General features: G+C 38.1%; 11 protein-coding genes and 2 tRNA genes. 10 read left to right on the forward strand and 3 right to left on the reverse strand.

Annotation, left to right across the window (positions count from 1 at the left end; translation table 11 throughout):
- Positions 1-181: 181 nt before the first annotated feature.
- Positions 182-257 (reverse strand) — tRNA-Asn (locus SLS51_RS00005).
- 712 nt (positions 258-969) lie between these two features.
- Here SLS51_RS00005 and SLS51_RS00010 point away from each other — a divergent pair.
- Positions 970-2,046 (forward strand): hypothetical protein, encoded by a 1,077-nt coding sequence (locus SLS51_RS00010; protein ID WP_323834316.1) that lies wholly within the window; start codon positions 970-972, stop codon positions 2,044-2,046.
- A gap of 144 nt (positions 2,047-2,190) precedes the next feature.
- On the opposite strand, the gene SLS51_RS00015 is transcribed toward SLS51_RS00010, so the two are convergent.
- Together SLS51_RS00015 and SLS51_RS00020 are read right to left on the reverse strand one after the other, a co-directional pair.
- Positions 2,191-2,266, reverse strand: a tRNA-Asn gene (locus SLS51_RS00015).
- 144 nt (positions 2,267-2,410) lie between these two features.
- Positions 2,411-2,917 (reverse strand): YlaC family protein, encoded by a 507-nt coding sequence (locus tag SLS51_RS00020; protein WP_323834318.1) that lies wholly within the window; start codon positions 2,915-2,917, stop codon positions 2,411-2,413.
- Positions 2,918-3,401: 484 nt separating this feature from the next.
- Here SLS51_RS00020 and cspE point away from each other — a divergent pair, with 484 nt between their 5' ends.
- From cspE to SLS51_RS00065, 9 genes are all read left to right on the forward strand, one after another.
- Complete coding sequence (cspE, locus tag SLS51_RS00025) at positions 3,402-3,614, forward strand: transcription antiterminator/RNA stability regulator CspE (protein WP_323834320.1); 213 nt, start codon at positions 3,402-3,404, stop codon at positions 3,612-3,614.
- Between the two features lie 600 nt (positions 3,615-4,214).
- The gene (locus tag SLS51_RS00030) at positions 4,215-4,913 is read left to right on the forward strand and encodes an MgtC family protein (protein WP_323834322.1); all 699 of its coding nucleotides are present in this window, start codon (positions 4,215-4,217) and stop codon (positions 4,911-4,913) included.
- 3,372 nt (positions 4,914-8,285) lie between these two features.
- Positions 8,286-8,636: a flagellar transcriptional regulator FlhD gene (gene flhD, locus SLS51_RS00035; RefSeq protein ID WP_323834324.1), complete on the forward strand. Its 351-nt coding sequence runs from the start codon at positions 8,286-8,288 to the stop codon at positions 8,634-8,636.
- Positions 8,637-8,639: 3 nt separating this feature from the next.
- Entirely contained in the window at positions 8,640-9,221 is a 582-nt protein-coding gene (flhC, locus tag SLS51_RS00040; RefSeq protein WP_112877895.1) for a flagellar transcriptional regulator FlhC, read from the forward strand.
- 136 nt (positions 9,222-9,357) lie between these two features.
- Positions 9,358-10,245 carry a flagellar motor stator protein MotA gene (gene motA / locus SLS51_RS00045; RefSeq protein ID WP_011146119.1) on the forward strand — a complete coding sequence of 296 codons (888 nt, stop codon included), beginning with the start codon at positions 9,358-9,360 and terminating at the stop codon, positions 10,243-10,245.
- Positions 10,242-11,243 (forward strand): flagellar motor protein MotB, encoded by a 1,002-nt coding sequence (gene motB, locus SLS51_RS00050; RefSeq protein ID WP_323834331.1) that lies wholly within the window; start codon positions 10,242-10,244, stop codon positions 11,241-11,243. The genes motA and motB overlap by 4 nt, the downstream gene beginning before the upstream one ends.
- Before the next feature lie 2 nt (positions 11,244-11,245).
- Positions 11,246-13,291: a chemotaxis protein CheA gene (cheA, locus tag SLS51_RS00055; protein WP_323834333.1), complete on the forward strand. Its 2,046-nt coding sequence runs from the start codon at positions 11,246-11,248 to the stop codon at positions 13,289-13,291.
- Positions 13,292-13,344: 53 nt separating this feature from the next.
- A complete protein-coding gene (cheW, locus tag SLS51_RS00060) occupies positions 13,345-13,842 on the forward strand; it encodes a chemotaxis protein CheW (RefSeq protein ID WP_323834335.1) in 498 nt (165 codons plus the stop codon).
- Between the two features lie 181 nt (positions 13,843-14,023).
- Positions 14,024-15,718, forward strand: a complete 1,695-nt coding sequence (locus SLS51_RS00065) for a methyl-accepting chemotaxis protein (protein WP_323834337.1) — start codon at positions 14,024-14,026, stop codon at positions 15,716-15,718.
- Positions 15,719-15,734: the final 16 nt, after the last annotated feature.

Below are 15,734 nucleotides of genomic sequence, written 5' to 3' on the forward strand. Positions count from 1 at the left end.
AGTTCTTCTAAATTAAACATGCCTGAGGATCTCCACGATTTTGTTTTCTTTGACAAAAACTTTGATCGTGCCTCAGGCACTTAGTTCCCTTCTTAAGCAAACCTCAGGTTATATTACGTTGTAAGCAACTGGTGGAATTAGAAATGCAAAAAGCCCGCACTTGGCGGGCTTCTTACGAATTTGGCTCCTCCAACTGGACTCGAACCAGTGACATACGGATTAACAGTCCGCCGTTCTACCGACTGAACTATGGAGGAATTGTCCTTGACAACGAGGCGAATAATATCTGGGTATTTTGGGCTTGTCAAAGGGGAAAAGTAAAAATTGAGTTTGATTGGTTAACTGATGTTCAATAATGATGTTTTTTACCATTTTTTGGTCAATTAAATTTTCAGCTCAAGAAATGCGGGAACTAACTGATATTTACTCATGATAATTAGATGGTGAAAATATCATCTATATTTTTATTTAGAAAATAATTAATCATGAGCATTATAAATATAATTAAATATATATTAGATAATTTTATTTTTGTGTTATTTATGGTATTTTTATATTTCATGGTAATTTTCCTATTTTATCTGTTTTAATAGGTCACTTATTGTATTTTGATATTTATTAGCAGATTTACTCGTCTATAATTCTTAACCGAAAAAGTAATTTGTTATTTGATCTCTGATTTGGCAAACATGATATTAATCCACGCCAAAGCGAATGTTAAAGAGTTTGCCATTAATAATGAAATCTCATTTTCTGCTAGTACACTAAAGTATTTTCGATCTGATAATATATTTATATATGCATATAAAACGCAATGAAATGAATAAAAACTATTTCAGAAAATATTTTAAATTAAATAGTTGGTAAGGAGGTTAAAGTAATTTTAAATATAAAATAAGTAAATAATTTTCCCCCTGAAAAGAGTGGCTAATTTTCTGGTGATTTTTATAAAATAGATGAGGAGAAGTCATGAAGTTTTTAATTAATACTGATGTAACTAACTGGGTTTCACATAAAGACTGGTTTAACGTTCCATTACGATTGTTTGTAGTTCTACAGGATGATGATGGTTCTGTATCGTTAGAAAATTACAAAAGTAAAATCGTGGTGAATGGCTTGAATGAGGGTGAATATGAAATCGTAAATAACAATAACATATTTGACCCCATTAGTAGAGCATCTGAAATATTAGTAAAAATTAAGACAGATCAGAGAGTTAATGCTACAGTTGGTTTTGATGCCGAAGTAACGGATGCGAGTGGTGGTGTGGTAGCGAAAGCCGCTCTGAGTCGATTTAAACTAAAGTCAGTAGGATTGGCAGCACCTGTATATCCAGCACATTATGATAATGTTATTAGCGGTGATGATATAAAAGCAGGAGTTAGAGTACTTTTTACTGATTCCAATATTTTAGATAAACATGAACTGAAATTTGTTTTTGATAATGATAATGTTGAAGTTGTTCCTGGTGTACAAAATAGCGGTGATATTCGTAGTTTGCCTGTGAAAAATGATCTCCTTACTGAAGGTAAACATGATAGCCTTTATTATACTATTAGCGAAAGCGGTACTGCTAGATTTTCTGCTATTCAACGTGTACTTGTAGAGCTTGATGAAGATTCTGCAACAGTCCAGGTTCGTCGTGATTTAGAAGTGCCTTATATTGAAGAGTATGATGAAAATAGGGGCCGACCAATTGGTGAGAGTATTATTGATTATGACATCAATATTTTGGTCAACGATGTAAAACTTAAAAATAAGGAGTTGAAAAAAGGTACAGTACATATAAGAGGGTATTCTGCTGACAATCGAGATACAGGGGAATTAGTATTGAAGATAGATTCTTTACAAGGTAGTGAAGATAATATTTTCCGGTTAGCTGTAATTAAGCCTGAAGAAAATGCTGATGGTCAACCGGGTGGAGTTGATTTCTTTAATTATATAGGTAATGGTCAGGTAAAAATTCACTACGAAATATCATTTGTTGGTGAAGTGAATATATTGCATAAATCTAAAGAGAAGGTTTATAAGGTAGTTCTGGACTGATTATTTTGGTGCCGGAGAATGTGTTATTGCTTAAATAGAAAAAAGCCCAATTCTTATTGGGCTTTTTTGCATGCTAGCCATATTTTTTATACTAGCTATTCCATGCGTACTAGAGATTCTCTTTAGTATCTCCAGGCTTGAATTTGGCTCCTCCAACTGGACTTGAACCAGTGACATACGGATTAACAGTCCGCCGTTCTACCGACTGAACTATGGAGGAATCGTTCTTGAGAACGGAGCGAATACTAGCGATCAATTGAAACGCTGTCAACGCAAAAAAACTTACTAGCTTGTTATTTGCTTGCCATATGAGCGCATTGTCTTATAACTGTGCTATTTTATTGAAATTGAGAGCTTTTGTTCATTATCGGCTATTTATGATCGGTAACGATGTTGCTATATGTGATTGTTCAGGAAACGCCATGATATAAACATCATAAAAATGAATTTCGCCTTTCATTTGTATAATGCGTTTGATTTCATCTTTTATTGCCAATGGGACATGAGGGTGGGAACAAAGCTCTTTGATTGCGCAGTCTGAGATTTTTTCGCTGACGAACCATTCGCCGTTGTAACATACCCGTAGATCAAGTACGCCGATATCATCAAACCGATACACAGGTTTGATTTCGAGTAATAAAACCGCTGACATAATAATGAAGAGTACTGTAAAAGCTAGCAGTGAAAGTAAACTAAAATAGGGGGCGTACCAGATAAGTACAGCGAGAAACAGGTAGGATACAAGCATAGCCAGGCAGAGATAAGGATGATTGCTGATAAATTGTCTGTTAAAACGGGGTTTACCATCACGTTGTTCTTCAATGTTGATTCGTTCAAGATCCTGAATCAGTATCTGTTTAATGATATTCATATATTGACCTGATTAAGCAAAGGAAAAGTGAAATATTTTCATCACTATGTTGCTTTTAAGGTTAGCATGGGGGCGGTGATCTTACGTAGATCAGTTGTTTTATTTTAATCAGCCAATTGTTATTGACTAAGATTAACTCTAATGCTTTCATTAAGATAAAGGTTGAATAAATCAAAAAAACTTATAACCAATGACATTGTTTGTTAAATTATTGCATTAATAATGAGCATAAATATTTTTTTTAAAACACCTATGCATAAAAAGGTTGCTATTCCTTTTCTATCATGAGTTAATGCAGCCGGCCTGATAAACAGACCTACTTTATGTACGACATCTTGAGTTAATGAGTTATGTGTAAGTGTTATCCTCAGATAGCCTTTGTTGACGCGTTTCCTTCTTAGTGCCTCCATAAGTAATAGCTGATATAACTGGCCAATACATGCCCAATGGTGGCAAAATTTTTTTGATATATAGGAAAGTCACAATGTCTGACAAAATGAAAGGTCAAGTGAAGTGGTTCAACGAGTCTAAAGGCTTCGGTTTCATCACCCCAGCTGACGGTAGCAAAGACGTATTCGTTCACTTCTCTGCCATTCAGGGTAACGGTTTCAAAACTTTGGCAGAAGGCCAGAACGTAGAATTCACCATTGAAAATGGTGCGAAAGGTCCAGCAGCAGCAAACGTGATGCCTATCTAATTGCTTGGATGCTTTTGAAGCCCGTCACTATTTTCTATAGCGATGGGCTTTTTTTTTGCTAAAGCCATATCTTTCTTTACTTATTAATTACTCCTGATTATACTTCGTACGAATTTTATTGGAGAGATAACCATTGGATAGTCAAAGTTTTCAGTTAAATAGACAATAAAATGGCAAGCTATTTATTTCCTTCCGATTTGCTGCTTGCCAAATAAAGCGGGCAGTACCACTCAAAATGTCTGAGCTGTACTTAGAGCCTATCTCAATAGGCGTAATTGTTGAAGGCAGTTTGAACACGGACAGCGCGGAAAAACCGGAGCGTACACGTAGTACGTGAGGATTTTGAGCACTGCCCAGGTTCAAAATGGCAAATAAAATAGCCCTATTGGGATAGGTAGTTACTCAAAGAATGGTGTTATCCGGTACTTGGTCAAGTAGCCGGGATAGTATATTGGGTTTTTATTATGCTGTTATATATTTACGCTTTGTTACCTCCTGGTATGGACAGAAAATAGGGCTGAATTAAACATTCAGCATACGTTTCTGTGTGCAAAATAAATGCACATGATTATTTATCCATTTGGTTGTATGGAGAATGTCATGTTAATAACTCCTTTTGTCTTTCATTTATTATCGGCTATGTGCTTTGGCGCATTAATTGGTGCTGAGCGCCAATGGCGTCAACGTATGGCAGGTTTAAGAACCAATGCATTAGTGGCGACCGGCGCAGCAGTTTTTATCCTCAGTTCAATAACAACTTCACCCGATAGTGCTGGTCGTATTGCTGCACAAGTTGTTTCAGGCATTGGTTTCCTTGGTGCGGGTGTCATTATGCGGGAAGGTATGAACATTCGTGGATTAAATACCGCAGCAACCTTATGGTGCTCTGCTGGAATTGGTGTGCTGTGTGGCCTTGGACAATATTGGCTAGCTGCGATAGCAACCGCTATTATTCTTTGCGCAAATATATTGTTACGTGAGGCAGCTCAACGTATTAATTTACAACCCAGGCAGCAGGCTATTGATCAAGTACAGTGTTATGAAATTCACGTAGTGTGTGACAGTGATGACGAAATTCTGGTGAGAACGTTGGTATTACAGGCGCTCAATGGAGTAGCAGTGAGGTTAAAATCACTGAGTTTCGCTGATAGAGTTCAACCTGGAAAATTTGAAGTGTGCGTTGAAGTGTTAGCAACACTGGATGAGCAAAAAGAGATAGAAGCAATTGTTTGTCGTATAAGTCTGGAAAAGAGCGTTAGCTCAATAAACTGGAAAATTGCCCCTGAACTGCCGATCTGAAAAAAACAGCAATCACTAGTTTGATAAGGAATCACCGTTGACGAATGGTGTTTCGTCATAAGAAACAAACAAAACGTTGCCTATGGCGTGTTTCCTCGGTTAGGCAACGTTAATTAAGAGATCATTTAGCACTATTTTATGGATATTGTAGTTTTGCAGATCTTGGTACTAAGAATGACTGATCGAATATCTTGTACTAGGAGAGATGATGTTCTTGCTGCTATACCCGTTATCTTTTAAGTTGCTCTTTGTTGGTTGCACTCATTCACCCCGGTCACATCGTTCGCTATGTGGTCGGGGATTCGCCCCCTTGCCGTCTCCTCATATCAGAACTTAGTCGTGGTAAACCTGATATAGGTATCATACGCGGGTACAGAAAAATTGATGAGTTGATATTTAATTTGGTTCTCCATCAGCTGCTCATTATTGCTCAGAATTTTCAGTGAAAATATCAATTATTTTCAAAGGTTAAGTAGAAGAAGTGATCTAAGTTTGTTCTTATATAAGAGTAAAATAGATAATAATTCTGCTTGATGGAGAATGTCGTGAAAAAATAATGGAAGTAGCTGATGGTTACCATCAGACAAGATTTTAGAGTATTAATTTAACAGTTCGATATTTATCCGATGATAAAGTAAAAACACTTGTCATCTTTATGGTGATGAAAGAGTGATGATATTACAGGAGTTGCTAACTTTCCTTGATCCCGTGGAGGGGAGTGCGGTCCCTGTTATTTCTGTATTAAGAAAGAGTAACACAGCAGCAGGAGTTCTTACCGAGGATAATTCGGTTATTACTACCAGGATTTGTCATGGTGTAGGGTTAGAATTTAAAGTTATTTTAGCATTCTAACAAACAGAGTTGATGGTGGCTGAAATCTTGAGAAATGAAATCAGATTGGTATTTAGTAAACTGGGCATCGTAAAAATCCTGTATTGCAAAAGAACGGGCATACGGTTGGTTTCTTGATGATAACATTAATGGCGTTGTGGTATTGAGATACGCTGATGTAGGCGTTTTTGTTAGCAAAGGTACAGATAGTGCAAAAAAAGCGATAAATATTACTAGGCTTGATAAGAAGTTAGGGGTGTCAAATGAAGGGCCGTTAAGGGAAGAGAGGGGAGCGGGCGTATTATCAAGTGCTTGAATATAACGGTAAGTTTGAACTTTGCAATGTTTTTTCAATGTTGATTAGCAGAGCCTTTATTCCATTCTTTTTGTCGCAAAATATTCATTTACTAGTACAAGATCTGATGTGTGATATTTCTTGCTTTTTTTACATTGAGGTAAAATGGATTAAACAGCTCCCGAGAAGATCATGATAAATGAGGTAGTAAAAGTGTTGGATATTCTATAGTACTGGCGGAGCTAGTCTATTTCATTTTTATTTTATAGATATATATGTTGATATTGATGATTTTTTAGTGAAAAATTTCGTTAATCAGGTTTTATTTTAGCCAGATTAGTGTATTGAATTGTTATTTTTTCAGATACCTTTTGTTCATATATTATGCATATAAAGGATGTGTTTTGTCCAAAAAACAGATACATTTCCAGTGTTATTGATTACATAATTGATAATGATTCTCGATAGCTATATTCCCTTCTTGTTTGATGAACTATTGGGTTTGGTGACTTTTTTCTGAGAGTGTTTCTGTGATTAGGTTAGGTTGTAATCGGTTGTTGCATTAACTGTTATGTTTGATGAATAGGTATAATTACTTGGAAAATTATCACTATTATTTATATGGGAAAATAAATTTCTTATCAATATCCTATTTTTTCATCTTTTTTATGGAATATCAGGATATTTATATCACCAATGATTATTAATTTCATTATTCTGGTGGGAAATGATATTGATTTTTATCTCTATTCCTATTAATTATTTTGTTCTTGTAGAGTTAATTATTTTATCTATTTTTATCATTTAAGAAAATGACGGCTATGATATATATTAATGACATCATTAGCTATGTTTTTTATATGTATAAATAACGTTTTTGGGATGGTCGTCGTAAATATAATATGAAATAATGAAAAAAGGGAAAAATGACTTTTAATATTTCACTTGATTTGTATCATAAGAATATGAATTCGGAAATAGCATGTATTTTTTATTTAAATATTAATATGAAAACTATCCATTTATTGTATTATATAAATATTGGTAATTTAATTTATGATAGATATTTAATAAGATTATATATTTATATGGTTTGGAGGTTTTATTTCTGGAGTTGTATTTCTTATAGAACTTTAAAGCAGATTATAAGGATAATAAATTACATTCAATTCGTTTAAAATGCCTAATGTATTTAAAATATATATATTGACCATGTGTAAATTTAATTAATGATTAATTTAAAGTATGAAGACTAAAGATGAAAAAGATAAAATAATAGATAAAGAGGTTTTGCGTATTATTATATTATGAGATACAACATTTGATAAGTTTTTCTAATTGATTTTGCTGCTATTTAGGTTGTCAGGAGTTGAAATAGACCGATTTTTCTGGCTATCTCTATGCTGGATATTGATTGTTATGCAATCAATAAAATGTTGTTATAGTTGTTTTTTTATTCATTATCTTACTGTATTTTATGCTATTTTTGTATGGTTAGTGTTATTTGTGCAGGGTGGTATGCATTTTTAGTTAAGCTTTTTGGTTAAAAAAAGTACAAATATAAACGAAAAGTGATCATACCAGTATCTTTTTTGCAACCAAATTTTACATAAACTCAATCTGTTTTATCATACAAGTGGAAAGACTGGATCTCAGAATAAGATTATTGTTTACCCTGATTACTCAGGGATAAAACTGTCTTTTTTAGTGTTAGTTTGACTCAGGATAGGATTTTTTATCGTTATTTTAAATTTATAAGTTTAATAGATCGTATAAAATCAAAAAATATATCTAATATTTTTATTTAGATAATTTAACTTATTAAAATTGAGAATTCGGATTTTATTTAATTGTTTGAATGGTTAATGAGCAATTCATCGATTAAATGCATATTAAAAGCCCTTGTTTTTGTGAGTTATGTCACATAGTATTTAAAATTGCGCCCTCTTTCCGTTGTATAAGTTGATGATTCAGGAGTAAAGTTGTTCTGCATTAAGAATATTCTTAATCACCAATGAAAAATGTTATATCAGGTAACGCAATAATACTTTTGCAACTCACTACCGTAATATTTTTGACGTTAGATGAATCAAAAGTAATACAAAGGATGGTTACTGCTCTGACTAAGCCTGTATATTTTAGTTATGTAAGAGATTATTAATCCCTAAGCTATTTTAGGAATTTTGTCACGAGTGGTTTTTCGAACACTTAACTGATTTTTTAATGTAATCGGACGGGATAGAGAAATGAGTACGGTTGAATTGCTCAAACATATTTATGACATAAATTTATCGTATTTGCTTTTAGCTCAGCGATTAATTAACCATGAAAAAGCGTCAGCGATGTTCCGTTTAGGTATTAGCGATTCTATGGCTGATATGTTGTCTGAATTGACATTACCTCAGTTGGTCAAGCTCGCTGAGACTAATCAATTAGTCTGTAATTTCCGGTTCGAAGACAGTGAAACTATTCAGCAGCTTACTAGGGAATCTCGAGTGGATGATTTACAACAAATACATACAGGCATTTTGTTATCTACTCATTTGTTTCAGAAGTTATTTTCGAAAGACGATACGTCAGTGAAAAAAAGAGCATAAGAGATGGCCGAGAAAAGTATAGTTCAAGAAGCTAAGGATATACAGTTGGCGATGGAACTCATCACTTTGGGGGCACGGTTACAAATGCTTGAAAGTGAAACACAATTGAGCAGAGGGCGACTAATTAAGCTTTATAAAGAATTGAGGGGGAGTCCCCCGCCCAAAGGGATGCTGCCTTTTTCAACAGATTGGTTTATGACGTGGGAACAGAATATTCATTCATCGATGTTCTATAATGCCTATCGTTTTTTACTCAAGAGTGGTTATTGTGAAGGTGTAGAGGCTGTTGTTAAAGCGTATCGACTCTATCTTGAACAATGTCCTCCTGTTGAAGGGGACGCACCGGTTTTGGCGTTGACTCGTGCCTGGACGTTGGTACGTTTTGTAGACAGTGGCATGTTGCAACCTTCACAATGTCGGACCTGTGGTGGAACTTTTATTACTCATGCTCATCAACCTGTGAATAGCTTTGTTTGTAGCCTTTGCCAACCACCATCACGCGCAGTAAAAAAACGTAAACTTTCCTCTGAGTCTGCCGATACTAATTCACAACTGCTGGATGGACTTGCTCAGCACGCAGTGTGAATTTAAATGGGAAAATTATTCCTACAGGTTACAGATTTTACTTTTTCCTCCTGTAACCTGTATTGAAACCACAACCATTCTGGATTCAAACTGCTCAACTTCCCATCCGCTCACCAACTTAGCTAAAGGATATCGCGTGTTAGTACTTTTAGGATATATCGTAGTTTTTGGTGCGGTAATTGGTGGTTACCTGATTGTAGGTGGTCATTTAGGCGCACTTTATCAACCCGCTGAATTTTTAATTATCACTGGTGCTGGTATCGGTGCTTTCATTGTTGGTAACAACGGAAAAGCGATTAAGGCAACATTACGTGTTTTGCCAAAGGTAATGCGTAGATCTAAATATAACAAGGTGATGTATATGGATCTGATGGCGCTGCTTTTTCGGTTGTTAGCAAAATCCCGCATGCATGGTGTCTTAGCATTAGAGCGAGATATCGAACATCCTCAGCAGAGTGATATTTTCACCCAGTATCCGCGTTTGCTTAAGGATAAGCATTTGATGGATTTTATCACTGACTACATGCGATTGATTGTAAGTGGCAATATGAATCCCCATGAAATAGAAGCTTTGATGGATGAAGAAATTGAAACTTATGAGCAGGAAAGCGAGATTCCCGCAACCAGCTTGATGATGGTTGGAGATTCTCTTCCTGCTTTTGGTATTGTCGCTGCTGTTATGGGGGTTGTTAATGCTTTGGGCTCGGCAGATCGCCCGGCAGGAGAACTTGGCGTGCTGATTGCTCATGCAATGGTTGGGACATTCCTCGGTATTTTGCTGGCATATGGTTTTATCTCGCCATTGGCAACATTGCTACGTCAGCGCAGCGGTGAACATCTTAAAATGATGCAATGCATTAAAGTGACATTATTATCCAGCCTGAATGGTTATGCTCCACAAATTGCGGTTGAATTCGGTCGTAAAACACTCTACCTCACAGATCGCCCTTCTTTCACTGAGTTGGAAGAACATGTTCGCCGGGTAAAAGCCCCTGTCCAGCAAGAGACTGAAGAGCAGGTATGAAGGCGCGTAACGTCTCTGTCATTAGGGTAAAAAGACGTAAAAGGAATGGCATCAAACATCATGGTGGTTCATGGAAAATTGCTTATGCTGATTTTATGACCGCCATGATGGCATTTTTTCTGGTTATGTGGCTGTTGGCAATTTCCAGCCCACAAGAATTGACCCGAATTGCAGAATATTTTCGTACCCCGTTACAAGTTGCAATGAATAAAGGGGAGCGTAGCAGTGATAGCTCGAATCCTATTCCAGGAGGAGGGGAAGATGTGCTTCATCAGGAAGGCGATATTCTGCGTCAGGTTGAAGTCGTTGAAGCTAATGATGAGGCTCGCAAATTAAATAGGCTGCGTGAGCAACTTGATCAATTGATCATTACGGATCCTCGTCTTAAAGCATTACGTCCACATCTGTTGATTGACATGATGGATGAAGGGTTACGTATCCAGATTATTGACCGGGAAAACCGGCCAATGTTTATGGTTGGCAGTGCAAAAGTTGAAAGTTACATGAGTGATATTTTGCGGGCTATTGCACCAATCTTGAACGATATTCCCAATAAAATCAGCCTATCCGGTCATACCGATGACTTGAAATACGCTAATGGTGAGCGTGGTTACAGCAACTGGGAACTCTCCGCAGATCGGGCGAATGCATCAAGGAGAGAGCTGTTGATAGGTGGGTTGGATGAAGTAAAGATATTGCGGGTGGTTGGCATGGCTTCAACGGTTCGCCTGAAACAGGAAGATGCCAGTGCACCGGTTAACCGTCGCATCAGTATTTTAGTGCTCAATAAACAAGCGGAAGAGCGGATTGAACAGCAAAACACCGGCAGCGATTCCTTGATTATTAATGATAGTAAGGAAATTCACGAGGTGATTGGAAAGGATTCGGCTGAAAGTAGGCCAACACAACAGTCCAATGAAATCACAGTATTGGCCCAGCCAGCACCAGCGTCGCTGAGTGCTGAGCCTAATCGTGTACCGACCAAGGTGACAAAGTAACGATGGATATTACCGCGTTTTATCAGACCTTTTTTGATGAAGCAGACGAATTGCTGGAGGATATGGAGCAGCATCTATTGCAGCTCGATCCTGATACGCCAGATCAGGAGCAATTGAATGCTATTTTTCGTAGTGCTCACTCAATAAAAGGTGGCGCTGCGACTTTTGGTTTTATCAAACTACAGCAAACCACGCATGTTCTGGAAAATTTGCTGGACAGTGCCAGACGAGATGAAATGCGTCTGACGACTGATATTATCAACCTGTTTTTAGAAGCGAAAGATATTATGCAGCAACAGTTGGATGCCTATAAAAGTTCTCAGGAGCCGGATGAAAGTGCGTTTACCTACATCTGTGAGACTTTGCGCCAGCTTGCATTGGAAGTACAGAGAGAGAATGAAGATGGGGTTGAGTCTGTCATAGATGCGGTGATGCCAGAAGTGCCTGAATCTGAGCCAGAATTAAAATCGGAGCCTGTTGCGACTGAAAACCAGCAAGGTAGAGTTCGGGTTCATCTTTCTGGTCTGAAAGAGCGTGAAGTTTCTCTGATGCTTGATGAGCTGAGTAATCTTGGGGAAGTTTATGATGCTGAACAGACTAGGGATAGTGTTGAAGCATCATTGGTAACATCAGCCACAGAGGATGATATCACGGCAGTTCTCTGTTTTGTTATTGAACCGGAACAGATCACTTTCTTGCCGGTAGCTGAACCCAAAGACAAAGTTAACAATCAAGATACAGCTAAAGTCGTTAAAACAACGACGCCGGAAAAAGATTCCACACCGCCTGCTGGGCGTCCTGCGCCGATACCACCGGCTGGATCGCCACGTCAACGGGCAGAATCTTCCAGTATTCGGGTTGCGGTTGAGAAGGTTGATCAACTCATAAATCTGGTTGGTGAATTGGTGATTACCCAATCTATGTTGGCTCAGCACTGTAACGCTCTTGAACCGACTTTGCATGGCGATTTGCTAAATTGCATGGTTCAGTTACAGAGAAATTCCAGAGATTTGCAAGAATCTGTGATGTCTATTCGTATGATGCCAATGGAATATGTGTTCAGCCGTTACCCGCGTTTAGTCAGGGATCTTGCTAGCAAGCTGAATAAAAAAGTGGATCTAACTTTGGTTGGCAGTTCCACTGAATTGGATAAGAGTTTAATCGAGCGCATTATTGATCCACTGACTCATCTAGTCCGTAACAGTCTAGATCATGGTATTGAAGAGCCAGAGGTTCGGCTTGCTGTGGGCAAACCTGAAATGGGCAACTTGACACTTTCTGCTGAACATCAGGGCGGGAATATCTGTATTGAAGTTGTGGATGATGGCGCTGGGTTGAACCGTGAAAAGATTCTGGCCAAAGCGATATCACAAGGGCTATCAGTCAGTGAAAACATGAGTAACGAAGAGGTTGCGATGTTGATTTTCGCGCCGGGTTTTTCCACGGCTGAAGTTGTAACAGATGTATCTGGCCGCGGTGTAGGAATGGACGTGGTTAAGCGAAATATTCAGGAAATGGGAGGGCAAATCCAGATTAACTTCCAGGCAGGTAAAGGGACAGTGACGCGGATTTTGTTACCTCTGACACTGGCAATCCTTGATGGTATGTCAGTGAAGGTGAATGACGAAGTGTTTATTTTGCCGTTGAGTGCGGTAGTAAGTTCTCTTCAACCGCAGGAAGAAGATATTTATCCCTTGGCGGGAGATGAAAAATTATTGCATGTCAGAGGAGAATACTTGCCACTCATTAAGTTATATCGAGTTTTTGATATTCCTGATGCAAAAACAGATCCGACGAAAGGGATTATTGTGATTGTACAAAGTGCTGGCCGTCGTTATGCCTTGTTGGTTGATCAATTAGTTGGGCAGCATCAGGTGGTTGTGAAAAATATCGAAAGTAACTATCGCAAGGTACCCGGGATCTCCGCTGCCACAATTATGGGAGATGGCAGTGTGGCATTGATTATTGATATTTCTGCCTTGCAGCAACTCAATCATGACCAATTGGCACTCAACAAAGCTGAGTTATTAGCAAAAAATAAGCACTGAATGAGGAGGAATCCCCATGCAAAATCGTCAATCTCACAGTAAAAGGTAAGATCATGTCGGCCATAGAAGCGTTTAATAAATTGTCAGGAGAAACTGCTGGGGAAGGATATGTGGTTTTTACCCTAGGTGATGAAGAGTATGGTATCGAAATACTGAAAGTACAGGAGATCCGGGGCTATGATCAGGTTACCCGAATTGCAAATACGCCAGCATTCATTAAAGGGATAACCAATCTGCGTGGCGTTATTGTGCCTATTATTGACCTGAGAATTAAATTTGCTCAGGAAACGGTTACCTATAATGATAATACCGTTGTTATTGTTTTGAATCTGTTAAACCGGGTAGTGGGTATTGTCGTTGATGGTGTTTCGGATGTTTTATCGCTAAAAGCTGAGCAAATCTGTCCGGCACCTGAATTTGCAGTAACATTATCTACCGAATATCTAACAGGATTGGGTTCACTTGATGATCGCATGCTGATTTTGGTGGATATTGAGAAGTTGCTTAACAGTGAAGAGATGGCTCTGGTAGATTCAGTAGCTAAAAGTTAATTATTAAATATCACTGCCATCATCGACATCGACATCGACATCGACAGATGGCAGCTACTTTTGTCTACCCCTCATTAATTTCATCAGAAAAAATATTCAAATTTCTTTTATACGACCAGTAAAGTTTTCTTTGATGATGTCGATAACAGACCCATGCTGATCTATTGTAAAAAGGGAAAACATGTTTAACCGAATGAAAATAGTGACCGGACTGATGGCGGTCATCATATTATTTGGTGCTCTGCAATTTATATCTGGAGGGCTTTTCTTCCATGAGTTGAAAAGTAACAAGGAAAATCTGGAAATACTGGATAAAATGCGGGAACAGCAGACATTTTTGAATGACACTTGGGTTAATTTGTTACAGGCCCGTAACAACTTGAACCGTGCTGGCATTCGTTACATGATGAAAAAAGATGAGGGAGTCGATAATTACTACACACTGGAGCAGTTACTGACAGATGCCAGAAGTAACCTCTCTATCGCAGAGCAGCGTTTTGAACAATACGAACAGACCGCTAAATTGCCTATTCATGAATCAGAAAGTCTTAATCGCCTTAAAAAAGCCTATGATGTTTATATTTCAGCGCTGCATGAGCTTATTGTTCTGCTTGAACATGATCGGGCGGTAGAATTTTTCAACCAGCCAACGGGCAAATATCAGAGTGCTTTTGAGGAAGAATATAACTTCTATTTGACCCAAAACGATCATCTCTATTCTGATGTGGTATTTGATGCCAGTATCTCTTACAGAAATGCGGTGATTATGTTGGGTATCATCATGCTGATTCTGGTTTCAGCCATGATTTTTAGTTGGGTTAGCATTAAACATAGTTTACTGAATCCGTTAAACAAATTATTGGAGAGTATTAAGGCACTTTCTACCGGTGATTTGACACAAAATGTGACTGTTTCAGGCAGAAATGAGATGAGTACCCTGGCTGTTGGCTTGAAGCATATGCAAAAAGAATTTATCACGACTGTCAGTAGTGTTCGTCAAAGCAGTGAAAGTATTTATAACGGAACCAGTGAAATTGCTGCTGGAAATAATGATCTTTCTTCTCGCACTGAGGAACAGGTTGCTTCTTTGGAAGAAACCGCCGCCAGTATGGAGCAATTGACAGCAACTGTACGCCAAAATGCGGAAAATGCTCGTCAGGCAAGTAACTTAGCTGATAGTGCTTCTGAAGTTGCCCGCCAGGGTGGAAAAGTCGTGGCGAATGTTGTACAGACAATGCGTGAAATTGCCGGTAGTTCTCAGAAGATTTCCGATATTACTAGTGTTATTGATGCTATTGCGTTCCAGACTAACATTTTGGCACTGAATGCCGCAGTGGAAGCTGCACGTGCTGGTGAACATGGGCGAGGTTTTGCTGTTGTGGCAGGAGAAGTGCGTAATCTTGCACAGCGTAGTGCTGAGGCAGCAAAAGAGATTAAAACATTAATAGAAGATTCAGTAAGCCGCGCAGATACCGGTTCTGTCTTGGTTGAGAGCGCTGGCGAAACAATGAATAACATTGTCAGTTCAGTCACCCGTGTCACTGACATTATGGGTGAAATTGCATCTGCATCCGATGAACAAAGTAGAGGGATAACTCAGGTTGGTTTGGCTATCTCCGAAATGGATCGTGTAACACAACAAAATGCTGCTTTAGTTGAGCAATCCGCGGCGGCTGCGGCTGCACTGGAAGATCAAGCGGCTGGATTGAAGAAACTAGTTTCTCTGTTTCAATTACCGAATCTTGACGATAAATCTCAACCCGAAATGAAAATTGAGCATTTGCCTGTGGCTAAGATTCCTCCTGCTAAATCGAATCCACTGGTGTTGAAGAAAGCCAACAATGTGGAAGAACAAGCTAATTGGGAAACATTTTAAAACACTAAGCGATAAC

Source organism: Photorhabdus africana, from assembly GCF_035181445.1.
GTDB classification, from domain to species: domain Bacteria; phylum Pseudomonadota; class Gammaproteobacteria; order Enterobacterales; family Enterobacteriaceae; genus Photorhabdus; species Photorhabdus laumondii.

Excerpts from the sequence above, each read along its gene's own strand:
- flhC (WP_112877895.1), top strand. The coding sequence starts at position 8,640 with ATGGCCGAGAAAAGTATAGTTCAAGAAGCTAAGGATATACAGTTGGCG.
- SLS51_RS00030 (WP_323834322.1), top strand. The coding sequence starts at position 4,215 with ATGTTAATAACTCCTTTTGTCTTTCATTTATTATCGGCTATGTGCTTT.
- cheW (WP_323834335.1), top strand. The coding sequence starts at position 13,345 with ATGTCGGCCATAGAAGCGTTTAATAAATTGTCAGGAGAAACTGCTGGG.
- SLS51_RS00010 (WP_323834316.1), top strand. The coding sequence starts at position 970 with ATGAAGTTTTTAATTAATACTGATGTAACTAACTGGGTTTCACATAAA.
- cheA (WP_323834333.1), top strand. The coding sequence starts at position 11,246 with ATGGATATTACCGCGTTTTATCAGACCTTTTTTGATGAAGCAGACGAA.
- flhD (WP_323834324.1), top strand. The coding sequence starts at position 8,286 with ATGAGTACGGTTGAATTGCTCAAACATATTTATGACATAAATTTATCG.
- motB (WP_323834331.1), top strand. The coding sequence starts at position 10,242 with ATGAAGGCGCGTAACGTCTCTGTCATTAGGGTAAAAAGACGTAAAAGG.
- SLS51_RS00020 (WP_323834318.1), bottom strand. The coding sequence starts at position 2,917 with ATGAATATCATTAAACAGATACTGATTCAGGATCTTGAACGAATCAAC.
- SLS51_RS00065 (WP_323834337.1), top strand. The coding sequence starts at position 14,024 with ATGTTTAACCGAATGAAAATAGTGACCGGACTGATGGCGGTCATCATA.
- cspE (WP_323834320.1), top strand. The coding sequence starts at position 3,402 with ATGTCTGACAAAATGAAAGGTCAAGTGAAGTGGTTCAACGAGTCTAAA.